Source organism: Sphingomonas endophytica (assembly GCF_001476895.1).
Lineage (GTDB): Bacteria > Pseudomonadota > Alphaproteobacteria > Sphingomonadales > Sphingomonadaceae > Sphingomonas > Sphingomonas endophytica_A.
The window spans coordinates 1-16,440 of the sequence record NZ_LDTB01000064.1 but is presented as its reverse complement, the minus strand read 5'-3'; the positions used below and the strand labels follow the sequence as shown (position 1 = coordinate 16,440).

General features: G+C 68.0%; 20 protein-coding genes. 15 read left to right on the top strand and 5 right to left on the bottom strand.

What is annotated here, in order from left to right:
• Positions 1-22: 22 nt before the first annotated feature.
• From accC to aroQ, 3 genes are read right to left on the bottom strand one after another with little or no spacing between them, the layout of a single operon-like run.
• Positions 23-1,372, bottom strand: coding sequence for an acetyl-CoA carboxylase biotin carboxylase subunit (accC, locus tag NS334_RS14095; RefSeq protein ID WP_058756590.1), 1,350 nt, complete (start codon positions 1,370-1,372; stop codon positions 23-25).
• A 4-nt stretch (positions 1,373-1,376) separates the two neighbouring features.
• Positions 1,377-1,868, bottom strand: a complete 492-nt coding sequence (gene accB, locus NS334_RS14090) for an acetyl-CoA carboxylase biotin carboxyl carrier protein (protein ID WP_058756589.1) — start codon at positions 1,866-1,868, stop codon at positions 1,377-1,379.
• A 38-nt stretch (positions 1,869-1,906) separates the two neighbouring features.
• Positions 1,907-2,341, bottom strand: coding sequence for a type II 3-dehydroquinate dehydratase (aroQ, locus tag NS334_RS14085; protein ID WP_058756588.1), 435 nt, complete (start codon positions 2,339-2,341; stop codon positions 1,907-1,909).
• 72 nt (positions 2,342-2,413) lie between these two features.
• Here aroQ and thiS point away from each other — a divergent pair, with 72 nt between their 5' ends.
• Together thiS and NS334_RS14075 are read left to right on the top strand one after the other, a co-directional pair.
• Positions 2,414-3,406 carry a sulfur carrier protein ThiS gene (gene thiS, locus NS334_RS14080; protein ID WP_083500500.1) on the top strand — a complete coding sequence of 331 codons (993 nt, stop codon included), beginning with the start codon at positions 2,414-2,416 and terminating at the stop codon, positions 3,404-3,406.
• A gap of 83 nt (positions 3,407-3,489) precedes the next feature.
• Entirely contained in the window at positions 3,490-3,672 is a 183-nt protein-coding gene (locus NS334_RS14075; protein ID WP_058756632.1) for a CsbD family protein, read from the top strand.
• 372 nt (positions 3,673-4,044) lie between these two features.
• Here the strand turns inward: NS334_RS14075 and NS334_RS14070 are convergent, their stop codons facing one another.
• Both NS334_RS14070 and NS334_RS14065 read right to left on the bottom strand, forming a co-directional pair.
• Complete coding sequence (locus NS334_RS14070) at positions 4,045-4,635, bottom strand: exopolysaccharide biosynthesis protein (protein ID WP_058756587.1); 591 nt, start codon at positions 4,633-4,635, stop codon at positions 4,045-4,047.
• Between the two features lie 22 nt (positions 4,636-4,657).
• Positions 4,658-6,304: a thiamine pyrophosphate-binding protein gene (locus NS334_RS14065; protein ID WP_058756586.1), complete on the bottom strand. Its 1,647-nt coding sequence runs from the start codon at positions 6,302-6,304 to the stop codon at positions 4,658-4,660.
• A 216-nt stretch (positions 6,305-6,520) separates the two neighbouring features.
• Between NS334_RS14065 and NS334_RS18830 the strand changes: the two genes are divergently transcribed.
• The 13 genes from NS334_RS18830 to NS334_RS14000 all read left to right on the top strand — a co-directional run.
• Positions 6,521-7,222: a peptidoglycan-binding protein gene (locus tag NS334_RS18830; RefSeq protein ID WP_206542661.1), complete on the top strand. Its 702-nt coding sequence runs from the start codon at positions 6,521-6,523 to the stop codon at positions 7,220-7,222.
• A 158-nt stretch (positions 7,223-7,380) separates the two neighbouring features.
• Positions 7,381-8,094, top strand: a complete 714-nt coding sequence (locus NS334_RS14055; RefSeq protein WP_058756585.1) for a CoA transferase subunit A — start codon at positions 7,381-7,383, stop codon at positions 8,092-8,094.
• Positions 8,095-8,237: 143 nt separating this feature from the next.
• On the top strand, positions 8,238-9,047 hold the full coding sequence (locus tag NS334_RS14050; RefSeq protein ID WP_058756630.1) for an HAD family acid phosphatase: 810 nt from the start codon (positions 8,238-8,240) through the stop codon (positions 9,045-9,047).
• Positions 9,048-9,084: 37 nt separating this feature from the next.
• On the top strand, positions 9,085-9,735 hold the full coding sequence (locus tag NS334_RS14045; RefSeq protein ID WP_058756584.1) for a 3-oxoacid CoA-transferase subunit B: 651 nt from the start codon (positions 9,085-9,087) through the stop codon (positions 9,733-9,735).
• A 3-nt stretch (positions 9,736-9,738) separates the two neighbouring features.
• The gene (locus tag NS334_RS14040; protein WP_058756583.1) at positions 9,739-10,428 is read left to right on the top strand and encodes a glutathione S-transferase family protein; all 690 of its coding nucleotides are present in this window, start codon (positions 9,739-9,741) and stop codon (positions 10,426-10,428) included.
• A gap of 180 nt (positions 10,429-10,608) precedes the next feature.
• A complete protein-coding gene (gene leuC, locus NS334_RS14035; protein ID WP_058756582.1) occupies positions 10,609-12,039 on the top strand; it encodes a 3-isopropylmalate dehydratase large subunit in 1,431 nt (476 codons plus the stop codon).
• Positions 12,040-12,162: 123 nt separating this feature from the next.
• Entirely contained in the window at positions 12,163-12,792 is a 630-nt protein-coding gene (gene leuD, locus NS334_RS14030; protein ID WP_058756581.1) for a 3-isopropylmalate dehydratase small subunit, read from the top strand.
• Positions 12,755-13,756, top strand: coding sequence for an NADPH:quinone oxidoreductase family protein (locus NS334_RS14025; RefSeq protein ID WP_193753109.1), 1,002 nt, complete (start codon positions 12,755-12,757; stop codon positions 13,754-13,756). Before leuD ends, NS334_RS14025 begins: the two co-directional genes overlap by 38 nt.
• A 63-nt stretch (positions 13,757-13,819) precedes the next feature.
• Positions 13,820-14,143 (top strand): DUF1476 domain-containing protein, encoded by a 324-nt coding sequence (locus NS334_RS14020; protein WP_058756579.1) that lies wholly within the window; start codon positions 13,820-13,822, stop codon positions 14,141-14,143.
• 5 nt (positions 14,144-14,148) lie between these two features.
• Positions 14,149-14,382 carry a BolA/IbaG family iron-sulfur metabolism protein gene (locus NS334_RS14015; RefSeq protein ID WP_058756578.1) on the top strand — a complete coding sequence of 78 codons (234 nt, stop codon included), beginning with the start codon at positions 14,149-14,151 and terminating at the stop codon, positions 14,380-14,382.
• Between the two features lie 38 nt (positions 14,383-14,420).
• Positions 14,421-14,759, top strand: coding sequence for a Grx4 family monothiol glutaredoxin (grxD, locus tag NS334_RS14010; RefSeq protein WP_058756577.1), 339 nt, complete (start codon positions 14,421-14,423; stop codon positions 14,757-14,759).
• Between the two features lie 224 nt (positions 14,760-14,983).
• Positions 14,984-15,352: a BlaI/MecI/CopY family transcriptional regulator gene (locus NS334_RS14005; RefSeq protein ID WP_058756576.1), complete on the top strand. Its 369-nt coding sequence runs from the start codon at positions 14,984-14,986 to the stop codon at positions 15,350-15,352.
• Positions 15,349-16,440, top strand: a 1,092-nt coding sequence (locus tag NS334_RS14000) for a M56 family metallopeptidase (RefSeq protein WP_241491963.1), incomplete at its 3' end; no start/stop codon positions are given. The genes NS334_RS14005 and NS334_RS14000, both read left to right, overlap by 4 nt.

Here is a 16,440-nt window from a genome sequence, read left to right as displayed (position 1 = left end):
AGAGCGCGGGCCCGCGACTGGCTCAGTCCTGCCGGGCCAGCCACTCCTCCAGCCACTTAATCGTATAGTCGCCCGAGCGGAACTCGGGATCGTCGAGCAGCGCCTGGTGGAGCGGGATGGTGGTTTTCATCCCCTCGATCACGAACTCCTCCAGCGCGCGGCGCAGCCGGCGCAGCGCGCCCTCGCGGGTGGTGCCGTACACGATCAGCTTGGCGATCATGCTGTCGTAATACGGCGGCACCTTATAGCCCGCGTAGAGGCCCGAATCGACGCGGACGTGCATCCCGCCCGGCGCGTGATATTGCTTCACCAGCCCCGGCGAGGGCGCGAAGGTGCGCGGATCCTCGGCGTTGATGCGGCATTCGATCGCATGGCCGCGGAACACCACGTCTTCCTGACGCAGCGTCAGCGGATGCCCCTCCGCGACGCGGATCTGCTCGCGGACCAGATCGAGGCCGGTGATCGCTTCGGTCACGGGATGCTCGACCTGCAGCCGCGTGTTCATCTCGATGAAGTAGAATTCGCCGTCTTCCCACAGGAACTCGATCGTCCCCGCGCCGCGATAGCCCATGTCGGCCATCGCCTTGGCCACGATCCCGCCCATGCGGTCGCGTTCCTCGGGCGTGATGACCGGCGAGGGAGCTTCCTCCACCACCTTCTGGTGGCGGCGCTGGAGCGAGCAGTCGCGCTCGCCGAGATGGATCGCCTGGCCGTTGCCGTCGCCGAACACCTGGAATTCGATGTGCCGCGGATTGCCGAGGTACTTTTCCATGTAGACGGTGGCGTCGCCGAACGCCGCCTTCGCCTCCGACCCGGCCTGCTGCATCAGCGTTTCGAGTTGATCGGCGGACTGGCACACCTTCATGCCGCGCCCGCCGCCGCCGCTGGCCGCCTTGATGATGACCGGATAGCCGATCCGCTCCGCCAGCGCCTGCGCCTCGGCCACGTCGCTGATCGCCCCGTCCGAGCCGGGGACGAGCGGCAGCCCCAGCGCACCCGCGGTCCGCTTCGCCTCCACCTTGTCGCCCATCACCCGGATATGCTCCGGCTTCGGCCCGACAAAGATCAGGTTATGCAGCTCGACGATCTCGGCGAACTTGGCATTCTCGCTGAGAAAGCCATAGCCGGGGTGGATCGCGTCCGCGCCGCTGATCTCGGCCGCCGAGATGATGTTCGGGATGTTCAGATAGCTGTCGGCCGCCGCCGGCGGGCCGATGCAGATCGCCTCGTCCGCGAGCCGGACGTGCATCGCATCGGCATCGGCGGTCGAATGGACCGCGACCGTCCTGATGCCCATTTCATGGCAGGCGCGGTGGATGCGCAGCGCGATCTCGCCACGGTTGGCGATCAGCAGCTTCTTGATCTGCGGCATCCGCTTACTCGACCACCACCAAGGGCTGGTCGAATTCGACCGGCTGGCCGTTGTCGACCAGGATCGCCTTCACCACGCCCGCCGACGGGGCGGTGATCGGGTTCATGACCTTCATCGCCTCGACGATCAGCAGCGTGTCGCCGGCGGCGACGCTCTGCCCGACGCTGGAGAAGGGCTTCGCGCCCGGCTCTGCCGCGAGATAGACGGTGCCGACCATCGGCGAGCGGACCGCATTGGCGTCCGACGCCGCCGACGGACCCGCGACATCGACCTGCGGGGGCATCGCCGCCGCCGGAGCCGCCGCGACCGGCGCGGGCGCGTAATGCATCGCGGGCGCGGCGTTCACCGCTGCGGCCTTGCGCGCGACGCGGATCTTGCGATCGCCGTCCTCGACCTCGATTTCGGTCAATTGCGTCGTATCGAGCAGCTCGGCGAGCTGGCGCACCAGATCGACATCGACCTGCATCGCGCCGCTGTTGTGAGAGATGTCAGCCATGCAACCCCAATTTCCCTGACGTTTGGCGGCGGCTCCTGTCAGAAGCGGGCCGCCGCTTCAAGCGCGAGCTGGTAGGACAGCGCGCCGAAACCGGCAATGGTCCCCTTCGCGGCGCGCCCGACGAAGGAGGTGTGGCGGAATTCCTCCCGCGTGTGCGGGTTCGACAGATGCACCTCGATCACCGGCGTCCTGATCGACTTGATCGCGTCATGCACCGCCACCGAGGTGTGGGTGAAGGCGCCGGCGTTCAGGATGACGGCGCGGGCGTCATGCGCCTGCGCCTCGTGCAGCCAGTCGACCAGATGCCCTTCGTGATTGGACTGGCGCATGTCGATCGACAGCCCCAACTCGCGCGCCCGATCCTCCAGCGCGCCGGCGATGTCGTCGAGCGTGTCGTGGCCGTAGATCTCCGGCTCGCGCGTGCCGAGCAGGTTGAGGTTCGGGCCGTTGAGGACATAGACGGTGTCGGTCATCTGCGCTTCATCGCACTCCGCGCGGCGTGGTGCAACGTTGCCCCGCCGTCCTCGCGCCCCTAGATGGCGGGCATGGCACATACCGATGGCACCATCACCATTTCCGTAAACGGCGAGCACAAGCGCGTGACCGCCGGGATCACCATCGCCGATCTGGCGCAATCCTTGGGGCTGGTCCCCGAGAAGGTCGCGGTGGAGCGCAACCTGGAGGTGGTGCCGCGCTCGACGCTGGCGCAGGTGGTGGTCGAGGATGGCGACGAGCTGGAGATCGTGCATTTCGTCGGAGGTGGCGATCATGACGATACGTGGACGGTCGCGGGGCGGACGTTCCGGTCGCGCCTGATCGTCGGGACCGGCAAGTACAAGGACTTCGAGCAGAATGCCGCCGCCGTCGCCGCATCGGGCGCGGAGATCGTCACGGTGGCGGTGCGGCGCGTGAATGTCAGCGATCCGAACGCGCCGATGCTGACCGATTATATCGACCCGAAGAAGGTCACCTACCTGCCGAATACGGCGGGCTGCTTCACCGCCGACGACGCGATCCGCACGCTGCGGCTGGCGCGCGAGGCGGGCGGCTGGGATCTGGTCAAGCTGGAGGTGCTGGGCGAGGCGCGCACCTTGTACCCGAACATGCGCGAGACGCTGACCGCGACCGAGGTGCTGGTCCGCGAGGGGTTCAAGCCCATGGTCTATTGCGTCGACGATCCGATCGCCGCGAAGCAACTGGAAGAGGCGGGCGCGGTGGCGATCATGCCCTTGGGCGCACCGATCGGCTCGGGGCTGGGCATCCAGAACCAGGTGACGATCCGGCTGATCGTCGAGGGCGCGACGGTGCCGGTGCTGGTCGATGCGGGCGTCGGGCAGGCGAGCGATGCGGCGGTGGCGATGGAACTGGGCTGCGACGGGGTGCTGATGAACACCGCGATCGCCGAGGCCAAGGACCCCGTGCTGATGGCGGCCGCGATGAAGGCGGCGGTCGAGGGCGGGCGGATGAGCTATCGCGCCGGGCGGATGGGCAAGCGGCGCTATGCCGATCCGTCGAGCCCGCTCTCCGGGTTGATTTAAGGCAATAGTTTTCGCGCCTGCGGAACCGCGTCGTTGCAACACCGTTCTATCGTCACAGGGTTTCAAAAACTTGGAGAATGACGATGGGCGAGCTCACCGACAAGATCAAGGGCAATGTCAACGAAGCGATCGGCAAGGTGAAGGAAGCGATCGGCTCGCACAACAATGATGGCGAACTGATGGCCGAGGGCAAGGCCCAGCAGGCCGAAGGCAAGGGCGAGCAGTTCAAGGGCAAGGTCAAGGGCGCGCTGGGCGACGATATCTGATCGTCCCGCTCTGATCTGAGAAACAGGGTCGTTCCGGGATGCCGGGGCGGCCCTTTTTCCATGGTGACATCCATGCATCGTTCATCGTGACCCTGGCGAAGATCGGGCCCCAGTCGCGAAACATCGATAATGAGGCTCGCGCTGCTTTACTGAACCCTTCCCAACCGGACTACGCCGGTCGCCGGTCGCCGGTCGCCGGTCGCCGGTCGCCGGTCGCCGGTCGCCGGTCCCCGGTCCCCGGTCGCCGGAAGCGGGAGAAATGCACGGAGCGGACATCCGGCTTTCGCCGTCATTGCGCGGGTCGCGAAGCGATGTGGGGAAGGATCCGGACGCACGGATCGCGTCGCTACGTCCGCAATGGCGTGGCGCGGGTCATCGTCCGCTCCACAATCCGACCCCGACCGTCACCGCCGCGACCGCCAGCAACATCGCTACGATCATCAACGCGCCGTCGCGGACGGTGATCGCCAGGCCGAAGGCGGCGATCGCCAGCATCGGGATGGTGGTGGCGAGCGGAAGTAGCTCCAACGGCGGAACCGCACAGGCCAGCAGGATCACGCCGACCGCCGCGACGCGGACGAACGGCCCGCTGGTCAGCACCGGCAACCGCCCATGGAACCAGCGATCCATGAAGCGTGCAACGCCGCGCGTCTTGTCGACCGCCTTCTTGGCGTTTCCCGACGATACGGAGCGACGGCGCACGAAGCCGGGGAACCAGAGATGCTTGCGCCCCAAGGCCATCTGCACCGCGATCAGGGCGATCACCAGCGCCATCGCGGTCGGCAGGCCGGGAACGCTGCCGATCGGCGAAATGTCGATCAATGGCATGACGATCAGGAACGGCCCGAAGCCGCGCGCGCCGAGCGCCTCGACGAGGTCGCCGACGACGACGCGATCGTTTTCGTCCGCCAGCTTCTCGATCGTATCGAGGATGTCGCCGACACTATGGGGTTCGTCCGCCATCACGGACCAACCCCGCGCAAGCTCAGCGGTTGCGTAGCGTGGTCAGCGTGATCGCGGGGGTGATCTGCTCGATATCGGTGCGGCAATGGAGCAGCCGGACGCCGGCGACCGCCGCCAGCCGCCGAAGCGCGGGCGCGAAGTCGTCGGTTCGCTCGATGGTTTCGGCGGTCGCGCCATAGGCCCGCGCGAGCGCCGCGAAGTCCGGATTGCGCAGCGCCGTCGCGGCCTGGCGGCCGGGGAACTCGCGCTCCTGGTGCATCCGGATCGTGCCATAGGTGCCGTTGTCGACGATCACGACCAGCAGGTCGGCGCCATGCTGCACGGCGGTCGCCAGTTCCTGCCCGTTCATCAGGAAGTCGCCGTCGCCCGCCACCGCGACGACGCCGCGGCCCGGCCGGCGCAGCGCGGCGGCGATCGCGGCGGGGGTGCCATAGCCCATCGCGCCGGCGGTCGGTGCCAGCTGCGTCCCCGGTCCGGCATAGCGCCAGTAGCGATGCCACCAGCCCGAGAAATTGCCCGCGCCGTTGCAGATGATCGTATCGGCCGGAAGGATCTCGCGCATCGCCGCGACGCACGGACCCAGGTCCAGCGCCACGCCGTCGCGCGGGTGCGGGACAGTCCATGCTTCATAGTCGCGGCGCGCTTCGGCGGCGTGGGGGCGCGCAGGTCCGTCGAGCGGCACCAGCGCCTCGGCGAACGCCGCCATCCCGGCGCAGATCGCCAGATCGGTGGCGTAGGCGCGATGCAGCTCCTCCGGATCGGGATGGACGTGCACCAGCCGCTGCCCGGGATGATCGGGGGTGACGAGCGTGTAGCCGTCGGTGGTCGCCTCGCCGAGCCGTGCGCCGACCACCAGCAACAGATCGGCGTCGCGCACCCGCGCGACCAGCGCGGGATTGGGGCCGTAGCCAAGGTTTCCGGCATAGGCCGGACAATCGTTGGCGATCGCATCCTGTCGGCGGAAGGCGGCGGCGATCGGCACGCCCGCGCGCGTCGCCCAGTCTGCGAAAGCATGGGCAGCGGTCGTATCCCAGCCGGCGCCACCGACGATCGCCAGCGGTCGCTCGGCCGTGGCGAGCAGGTCGCGCAGCCGTTCCAGCGTGTCGGCGTCGACCGCCTGTTCGACCCGCTCGACGCGCGGCCGGTCACTGGCCTCGACCTCGTCGAGCAGCATGTCCTCGGGAAGCGCGAGGACGACCGGGCCCGGGCGGCCGTTGATGGCGGTGGCATAAGCGCGCGCCACATATTCGGGAATGCGGCGCGCGTCGTCGATCCGCGCCGCCCATTTGCACATCGGCCCGAACATCGCGGCGAAATCGAGTTCCTGGAACGCTTCGCGATCACGCGTGCCGCGATCGACGTCGCCGATGAACAGGATCATCGGCTGCGAATCCTGCATCGCGACATGCACGCCGATCGAGGCGTTGGTCGCGCCTGGCCCGCGCGTGACGAAGGCGACGCCGGGGCGATGGGTCAGGGTGCCGTCCGCGCACGCCATGAACGCCGCGCCGCCTTCCTGTCGACAGGTGACGATGTCGATCGCGGGCGTGTCGTGCAGCGCGTCGAGCACGGCGAGGAAGCTCTCCCCGGGCACGGTGAAAATCCGGTCGCAGCCTTGTGCGACGAGTTGATCGACCAGTATCCGGCCGCCGGTGCGCAATGTGCTCATCCCGTGGTGATATGCGGAGCCCCCGGCGGGGTCGATCGAAAACGTGTCGCGCCGTCGCGACGCTCCGCCGACGACGGACCGATCGTGCGTTGGCTGACCGAACATGCTATCCCGCGCGGATAACATAGGGGGTCCAAGAACATTGGGGGTCGTCCGCTCCTTCCGGTGCCTGCCGGAAGGCTTTCGTCAGTGCGTTGCCGATGAAGGAATTGGATGATGTTTGAGGGACAGGATCTCGTCGATCTCGCCATGACGCGCGAGGGGCAGAAATATGTTCTGGGCGCTCGGGTTCATCTTGCCAACCCGAACTGGTCCGGGCCGTGGGATTGTGCCGAGTTCGTGTCGTGGTGCGTCTATCACGCGTACAAGACGCTGATCGCGGTACGGCCGCCGAACGCGCAGCAGGGAGAATCCTATTCCGGCTGGTGGTATGAGGATGCGGTGGCCGGCGACATGCTGATGCCGCTGCGCGAGGCGATCGCCACGCCCGGCGCCATTCTGATTCGCAAGCCCGGCGCGTTCGGCATCAAGATCGGCCATGTCGCGATCTCGCGCGGGGACGGCACGACGATCGAGGCGAAGGGCGCGCGTGATGGCGTGCTGGTCGTCAAGGATGCGGCGAAGCGGTCATGGTCGACCGGAGCGATCGTGCCCGGTGTGGCCTATGCCGGCAATGACGCGAGCGCGATCGTGCTGAAAGCGCCCAAGAAACTGTTGCAGCTTGCCTCCCCCTACATGCGCGGCGACCCGGTCATCGCGGTGCAGACCGCCTTGAAGTCGGCGGGGGTCGATCCGGGACCGATCGACGGCATCTATGGACAGGCGACCGCCGATGCGGTGGCGGCCTTTCAGGCGATGAACGGATTGGTGGTCGACGGCGCGGTCGGCGCCGAAACCCGCAAGGTGCTGGGGCTGTAGCGGGCGGCGGCGGCGCGCCGTCCTTCGCGGACGCGCCGCGCCGCCGCTTCCCCGTTGCCTTGGCGTCCGGCGGCGCTAAGGAGCGTCGGTGCGCGACCGCGGTATCGCAAGGCACCACGAGCGCGCGACGTTTGAGGCCGGACGGGAGAGCGCGAGCCGTGGTCAACAAGATCTATTCCGATGCCGCCAGCGCGCTGGAAGGGCTGCTGTTCGACGGCATGACGATCTGCGCGGGCGGCTTTGGCCTGTGCGGCATTCCCGAGCGGTTGATCGACGCGATCCGCGATGCGGGCACGAAGGACCTGACCATCGCCAGCAACAATGCCGGGATCGACGGCGAGGGCCTCGGCAAGCTGCTGCGCACGCGACAGGTCAGGAAGATGATCTCATCGTATGTCGGTGAGAACAAGGAGTTCGAGCGGCAATTCCTGTCCGGCGAGCTGGAGGTGGAATTCTGTCCGCAAGGCACGCTGGCCGAACGCTGCCGCGCGGGCGGGGCGGGCATCCCCGGCTTCTATACGAAGACCGGGGTCGGGACGCAGGTGGCCGAGGGCAAGGAAGTGAAGGTGTTCGACGGCGAGGAGTATATCCTCGAACGCGGCATCCGCGCCGACCTAAGCATCATCAAGGGCTGGAAGGCCGATGAAAGCGGCAACCTCATCTTCCGCAAGACCGCGCGCAACTTCAACCAGCCGATGGCGACGGCGGGCCGCATCTGCGTGGCCGAAGTCGAGGAAGTGGTGCCGGTCGGCAGCCTCGACCCCGATCACATTCACTTGCCCGGCATCTATGTGAAGCGGATGATCGTCGGCGCGCCGTACGAGAAGAAGATCGAGTTCCGCACCACTCGCGCGCGTCCCGAGGCGGCGTGAGGCGGCGCGGAGTTTTCTTCATCGGCACCGCCGCACTGCTGGCGGGATGCGCGTCGCGGGCCGTGCCGCCCGCCGATCCGCAGCCGCCATCCGTGCGCATCCTTACGCAGTCGGCGCGGCCGGGCGATATAGTCCCCGGCGCGATGGCGTGGTTGTACGGATCGGCGGAGGCGGCGGCGCTGTCGGAGCAGGCGTATAACGGTATGGTCCGTTACGTTCGCGACGTGCTGGACCACGCACGCGACCGGCGCGGGAGGTTGCCGTCGCAGCGGAAGGCGGGCACGCTGCCGCGCTGGCCCGCCTCGGCGGTGCTGGCGCCGGGCGCGACGGCGGCGATGGCTGATACGCTGCCGTGCGGGAACCTGCCCCCGGCGGTGGTGCTCGACATGGATGAAACCGCAGTCCTCAACCTCGGCTACGAATATGATGATGCGCAGACCGCGCGCGGCTTCGACCAGAAGCGTTGGGAGCGCTGGGAGAAAGCGGGCGCGACCAAGGTGGCGGCGGTGCCGGGCGCGGTGGCCGCGTTCCGCGCGCTGCGGGCGATGGGGGTGACGATGGTCATCAACACCAACCGTTCCGCCGCGAATGCCGACCAGACCGCGCAGGCGCTGAAGAACGCCGGGCTGGGCGATTTCCGCCACGGCGAGACCCTGTTCCTGAAGGGGGATGTCGACGGCAAGTCGGGCAAGGACGGTCGCCGCGTCGCGATCGCGCAGAAATATTGCGTGCTGGCGCTGGCCGGCGACCAGTTGGGCGACTTCGCCGATCTGTTCAATCCGCCCGGGCCCGCGCCCGCGATCGGGCGCCGGATGCTGACCGCGGTCGGGCCGATCGAGGCGCGCTGGGGCAACGGCTGGTTCGTGCTGCCGAACCCGGTGTACGGCACGGGGCTGGGCACCGGATGGGACGAGACCTTCCCGGCCGACAAGCGCTGGACCGACGCGCCGTGAACACCTTCCTCTATTCTTCGAACGGGAGCCGGAACTGATGTCGCAGGACGTAAAGGGCTGGGATCGCAACGGCATGGCGGCGCGCGCGGCGCGCGAGCTGAAGGACGGTTATTACGTCAACCTCGGCATCGGCATCCCGACGCTGGTGGCGAACAACATCCCCGAGGGGATGACGGTGACGCTCCAGTCCGAGAACGGGATGCTGGGGATCGGGCCGTTTCCGTATGACGACGCGGTCGATCCCGACCTGATCAACGCGGGCAAGCAGACGATCAGCGAACTGCCGTCCTCGGCCTATTTCGGCAGCGAGCAGAGCTTCGCGATGATCCGCGGCGGACATATCGACCTGACCGTGCTGGGCGCGATGGAGGTGTCCGAGGGCGGCGACATCGCGAACTGGATGATCCCCGGCAAGATGATCAAGGGCATGGGCGGCGCGATGGATCTGGTCGCGGGCGTCAAGAAGATCATCGTGGTGATGGAGCATGTCGCCAAGGACGGCTCGCCCAAATTCATCCCGTCGTGCAGCCTGCCGCTGACCGGGCGCAACGTCGTCGACATGATCGTCACCGACCTGGCGGTGTTCCAGCGTCCCGATCACGACAGCCCGTTCAGGCTGATCGAACTGGCGCCGGGCGTGACCGCCGACGAGGTGAAGGCGAAGACGACCGCGCACTACGTAGAATAGCCCGTGGCCTACACGCTCATCACCGCGAACCGCAATTATTCGAGCTGGTCGTTGCGTCCGTGGCTGTTGATGACCGTGCTCGATATTCCGTTCGTGGACCGGATCGCGCCGTTCGCGTCGATGGACAATTACGACGCCTTTCGCGCCTTCTCTCCGACGGGGCAGGTGCCGGTGCTGATCGATGGCGAGCGGACCATCTGGGACTCGCTCGGAATCGCTTTGTATCTGGCGGAGCGGCACGACGGCGTGTGGCCAAGCGATCCGGCGGCGCGGGCGTGGGCGATGTGCGGGGCGACCGAGATGCACGGCGGGTTCGGCGCGCTTCGCAACGAGCGGACGATGACGGTCGGGCAGCGTGTCACGCCGCACGGCACGTCGCCACGGCTCGCGCGCGATGTCGCGCGGCTGGTGGAATTGTGGGGTGAGGGGCTGTCGCGGTTCGGCGGGCCGTGGCTGGCCGGCGATGCGTTCGGCGCGGTCGATGCCTTCTTCGCGCCGGTGGCGTTCCGGGTGCGGAGCTATGGCATCGACGTGGGCGAGGCGGGTGCGCGCTGGGTGGCGTGGATGCTCGACCAGCCCGCGATGCGGGCGTGGGAGGCGGCGGCGCTGGCCGAGACGTTCCGCGAGGCGGCGCATGAGGCGGAGGTCGCGGCGGTCGGGGTGGTGATCGAGGATCGGCGCGCGTCGTTGTAAGGCTTTGCCGCCTCACGTCATTGCGAGCGTAGCGAAGCAATCCAGGGCGTCGTGGTCCAACCCTGGATTGCTTCGCTACGCTCGCAATGACGGTCTGGCGCGACGTCACGGTGTCGATCACGACATTTCGTGTCGCCCGAACTTGGAGTGACGATGCTTTTCGGTTAACAGCCGCGCATCATGTCCTCCGCTCCCCGCACATTGTACGAGAAGGTCTGGGACGCGCACGTCGTCGAGCGTCGCGACGATGGCTCCTGCCTGATCTATATCGACCGCCATCTGGTCCACGAAGTCACCAGCCCGCAGGCGTTCGAGGGGCTGCGCGCCGCCGGGCGGCGCGTGCGACGCCCTGACCTGACGCTGGCGGTGCCGGATCACAATCTGCCGACGACCGCGCGCGTCGATGCGAACGGGCGGGAACTGCCGATCGCCGATCGCGAGAGCGCCGAGCAATTGGGCGCGCTGCGGCACAATGTCGCCGAGTTCGGCGTGCCCTATATCGACGCGCTGTCGGCGAAGCAGGGCATCGTTCACGTCGTGGGGCCCGAGCAGGGCTTCACGCTGCCCGGCACGACGATGGTGTGCGGCGACAGCCATACCTCCGCGCATGGCGCGCTGGGGGCGCTGGCGTTCGGGATCGGTACCAGCGAGGTCGAGCATGTGCTGGCCACGCAGACGCTGATCCTGTCGCCGTCGAAGACGATGGAAGTGCGCGTCGACGGCACGCTGGGCTACGGTGTCAGCGCGAAGGACGTCGTGCTGGCGATCATCGGGCGGATCGGCGCGGCGGGCGGCACCGGCCATGTCATCGAATTTACCGGCGAGGTGATCCGCAACCTGTCGGTCGAGGGCCGGCTGACGATCGCCAACATGTCGATCGAGGGCGGCGCGCGCGCCGGCATGATCGCGCCGGATGAGACGACCTTCGCCTATCTGAAAGGGCGACCGTTGGCGCCCACGGGCGCGGATTGGGACAAGGCGGTCGCTTGGTGGCGGACGCTGCCGAGCGATGTGGGTGCGCGCTATGACAAGAGCGTCGTGCTGAACGCCGCGGATATCGCGCCGTCGCTGACCTGGGGCACCAGCCCCGAGGACGTGGTGCCGATCACCGGCGTCGTGCCCGCGCCCGACAGCTTCGCCGATCCGTCGAAGCGCGAGGCGGCGCAAAAGTCGCTGGATTACATGGGGCTGACGCCGGGGACGCGGATGCAGGACGTGCCCGTCCAGCACGTCTTCATCGGCAGCTGCACCAACAGCCGCATCGAGGATCTGCGCGCCGCCGCCGGGGTGGCGAACGGACGGCACGTCGCCGATGGCGTGCGCGCGATGGTCGTGCCGGGATCGGGGCTGGTCAAGCGGCAGGCCGAGGCCGAGGGGCTGGACCGCATCTTTGCCGAGGCCGGGTTCGAGTGGCGCGAGCCGGGTTGTTCGATGTGCCTGGCAATGAACCCCGACAAGGTGCCGCCGGGCGAACGCTGTGCCTCGACCAGCAACCGGAATTTCGTGGGACGTCAGGGACCTGGCGCCCGCACCCATTTGTTGTCGCCGGCAATGGCGGCGGCGGCGGCGGTCACGGGCCGTCTCGCCGACGTGCGCGAACTGATGGGTTGAGGAAAAGGGACGCGAGATGAAAAAGGTGCTGATGTTCCTGGTCGCCGGATCGATCCTGAGCGGGGTCGCCGCCTATGCCGCGATCGCGCGCCCCGCGATCCCGGCCAGCCGGCCGACGCGCTGATGGAGCCGGTCACGCGCGTCTCCGGCACCGCCTATCCGTGGGGCGCCAAGAACATCGACACCGACGTCATCATCCCGGCGCACTGGCTGAAGACGATCAAGCGTTCCGGGCTGGGCAAGGGCGCGTTCGAGACGGTGCGCGCGCAGCCGGGCAACATCTTCGACGACCCCGCCTATGCCGGCGCGCCGATCCTGATCGCGGGCGACAATTTCGGCTGCGGGTCCAGCCGCGAACATGCCGCCTGGGCGCTGGGCGACATGGGGATCAAGGCGGTGATCGCGCCGAGTTTCTCCGACATCTTCTCGGGCAACGCGTTCAAGAACGGCATCGTGCCGGTGGTGCTGCCGCAGGAAGCGGTCGACCGGCTGGTCGAGGTCGCGAAGACCGACCCGATCACGGTCGACCTGGAGACGATGACCGTCACCACGCCCTATCAGGATCGCTTTCCGTTCGAGCTGGACGCCTTTCGTCGGCGCTGCCTGATGGAAGGGCTGGACGAAGTCGGCCTGACGCTGGCAAAGGATACCGCGATTTCGAAATTCGAGGAGCGGCTCGACGACGAGCGGCCCTGGATCAGGAGAGATGCGGCACATGCGGGCTTTGCTGTCGAGGGCGCCGGGCGGACCTGAAACTCTGGAATTGGGCGAACTGCCCGATCCGGTCGCGGGGCCGGGCGAGGTCGTGGTCGCGATCAAGGCGTGCGCGATCAATTATCCGGACGTGCTGGTCATCGAGGACCGTTACCAGTTCAAGCCGCCGCGCCCGTTCGCGCCGGGCGGTGACATCGCCGGTATCGTGGAGAGCGTCGGCGCTGGCGTGACCCGCTGGCAGCCCGGCGATCGCGTGATGGGAATCGCGATGATGGGCGGACTGGCCGAGAAGCGCGCCGTCCCCGCCGACTCGCTCCACGCGCTGCCCGAAGGGCACAGCTTCGAGGAAGGCGCCGCGCTGCTCCTCACCTATGCCACCAGCATCCATGCGCTGGTCGATCGCGGACGGATCGCGCGCGGCGACCGGTTGCTGGTGCTGGGTGCGTCGGGCGGGGTCGGGCTGGCGGCGGTCGAACTGGGCAAGGCGTTCGGCGCGCATGTCGTCGGCGCGGTGTCGAGCGAGGCGAAGGCGCAGGCGGTGCGCGACGCGGGCGCGGACGACGTGATCGTCTATCCGCACGGGCCGTTCGACAAGGACCAGTCGAAGGCGCTGGCCAATGCCTTCAAGCAGGCGGGCGGCGCCGAGGGATTCCAGGTAATCTATGACGCGGTCGGCGGCGATTATGCCGAACCGGCGCTGCGTGCGATCGGCTGGGAAGGGCGCTATCTGGTCGTCGGCTTCCCGGCGGGCATTCCGAAACTGCCGCTCAATCTGACGCTGCTGAAGAGCTGCGATGTGTGCGGGGTGTTCTGGGGGGCGTTCGCGGCGCGCGATCCGCGAGCGAACGCGGCGCATATCGCGACGCTGTTCGATTTGTGGGAGCAGCGCCGGATCGCGCCGCGCGTGACGGCGGTGTTTCCGCTGGCGCGCGGGGGCGAGGCGATCGCGAAGCTCGGCGCGCGTGATGCGATCGGCAAGCTGGTGGTGCGGGTCGCGGACTGAGCGACCGTTGCGCGTGGGGCATCGGCACACTATCCATGGAGGGTAGAACAACCGGGAGCCGACATGACCACCTTCGACGATCGCGAACGCGCATTCGAGGCGAAGTTCGCCCGGGACGAGGAGGTCGCCTTCCGCATCATCGCGCGTCGCAACCGGCTGGTCGGGCAATGGGCGGCCGGGCTGATGCAGCTGACCCCCGCCGAAACCGACGCCTATGCCAAGGCGGTGGTGCAGGCCGATTTCGAGGAAGCCGGCGACGAGGATGTCGTCCGCAAGATCTATGGCGACCTGACCGCGGCGAACGTCGATGTCGATGAAGCGGCGGTGCGCCGCGCGCTGGAGGAGCAGACCGTCGAGGCGCGCCGCCAGCTGATGCAGTCGGAGTAAGCGCGATGCCGATGGAGGGGAATGAGATCGCCGCGCTGATCAAGGCGGGGATTCCCGATGCCGAGGTCGAGATGACCGATCTGGCCGGGGACGGCGATCACTGGTCGGCGCGCGTCACGGCGGCGTCGTTCGCGGGGATGCCGCGCGTGAAGCAGCATCAGGCGGTCTATGCCGCGCTGGGCGGGCGGATGGGCGGCGTGCTGCACGCCTTGCAGTTGACGACCGCCGTTCCGAAGTAAGCCCGGACCGCACGACCGAATTTTCGAGGAAGACGACGATGACCGACGATACGAACGCCCGCATCGATGCGCTGGTGAAGAGCAACCCGGTGGTGCTGTTCATGAAGGGATCGCCGCTGTTCCCGCAATGCGGCTTTTCCAGCCGCGCGGTCGCGATCCTCGAACGGTTGGGCGTGCAGTTCGAAAGCGTCGACGTGTTGCAGGATCAGGCGATCCGGCAGGGGATCAAGGGCTATTCCGACTGGCCGACCATCCCGCAGCTGTATGTCGGCGGCGAGTTCGTCGGCGGTTCGGACATCATGATGGAGATGTACGAGGCGGGCGAGCTGGGCGAGCTGTTCCAGAAGGCGGGCGCGGCGGCGGCACCGCAGGCGTAAGCGCCCTCACTTCCTGATATCGTCACCCCGGCGCAGGCCGGGGTCCAGCGTGCCGCTTTCCCAGCCTGTTCGGCTCTTGCGGCAACATGGACCCCGGCCTGCGCCGGGGTGACGCCTTTTTGTCGATCCGTCAGTTCTCCCTCGCCCCCTAGTGACCGCTATTGACTACAGACGTAATCGAGAGGATTACACCTGTAATCGAAGCGTTGAACGAGGAGCGAGTCGTGGTCGAGCGAATCAGCGATGCCGAACATGCGGTCATGGAGGTGCTGTGGGAGGAAAGCCCGCTCACCGCGCAGGACGTGTCCGAACGGGTGGACCCCGCGCGCGGGTGGAGCGCGGCGACGGTCAAGACGCTGCTCGGGCGGCTGCTCAGCAAGGAAGCGGTGCGGCATGAGGTGGACGGGCGGCGCTATCTCTACAGCCCGGCGGTCCAGCGCGAGGATTATGTCGCGCGCGAATCGACGCGGCTGATCGACCGGCTGTTCGGTGGCCGGCTGACCCCGCTGGTCGCGCATCTGGCCGAGCGCGACGCGCTGAGCGATCAGGACATCAGCGAGATCGAGGCGCTGCTCAAGGCGCTGAAACAATGACCGGCTGGGCGATCGAGGCGCTGCTGGCATCGACGTTGTTGATGGTGGCGGTGCTGGTGCTGCGCGGGCCGGTGCGGCGCGCCTTCGGGGCGCCGGTGGCCTATGCCCTCTGGGCGATGCCGGCGTTGCGGCTGGTGCTGCCGTCGCTGCCCGAGGGGTGGCGGGGCGAGGCGTTGCCGGTTCTGCCCGCACCGGAGCCGATCATCATTTCGCTCGGCCATCCGGTCGCGATGCTGCCGGTCGAGCCGGTGGACGGCGGGATCGGCTGGCCGGTCGTGGCGCTCTGGATCTGGCTGGGTGGCGCGGCGCTGCTGCTGGCGTGGCAGGCGGCGGGATATCTGCGCTTCCGGTATCAGGTGCTGCGCCAGGGGATCGCGGTCGACCGGGTCGGGTCGATCACCGTCGTGCAGAGCGCGGCGACCAACGGCCCGCTGGCGTTCGGCGTATTCGACCGCGTGGTGGCCTTTCCCCGCGACTTCGCGGCACGTTTCGATGCCGAGGAACGGGCGCTCGCGCTGGAGCATGAGCTGGGCCACCATGCGCGCGGCGACCTGATCGCGAACTGGGTCGCGCTGGCGGTGCTGGCGATCCACTGGTTCAATCCGGTCGCCTGGGCCGCGTTCCGTGCCTTTCGCGCCGATCAGGAAATGGCCAACGACGCGCGCGTGCTGGAGCGGATCGGCGGCCATGCCCGCCACGCCTATGGCTGCGCGATCGTCAAGGCCGCGCACGGCCGGGCGGTGTCGCCGGCGTGCCATCTGAACACCGTGAAGGATCTGAAAGGGAGGCTGAAGATGCTGGGCAGGAAGAAGGCGTCGCGGGTGCAGGTGATGCTGGGCGGCGCGGCGATCGCGGCGCTGGCGGTCGGGGGCCTCGCCTTCACCGCATCGGGCACGCAGGCCGCCGAGCGGGTGCGCACGAGCGTCGAGGATGCGACGGGGATCGAGATGGACCAAGACGACATCGCACCGGCGCCGCAGGTGACGCGGAGCAACGTGACGCAGGTGACGGTGACGAAGAACGGTCGCACCCGCACCTACACCGGTGCGGCGGCGGAGGCCTATCTGGCCGCGCATCCCGCGCCGGTG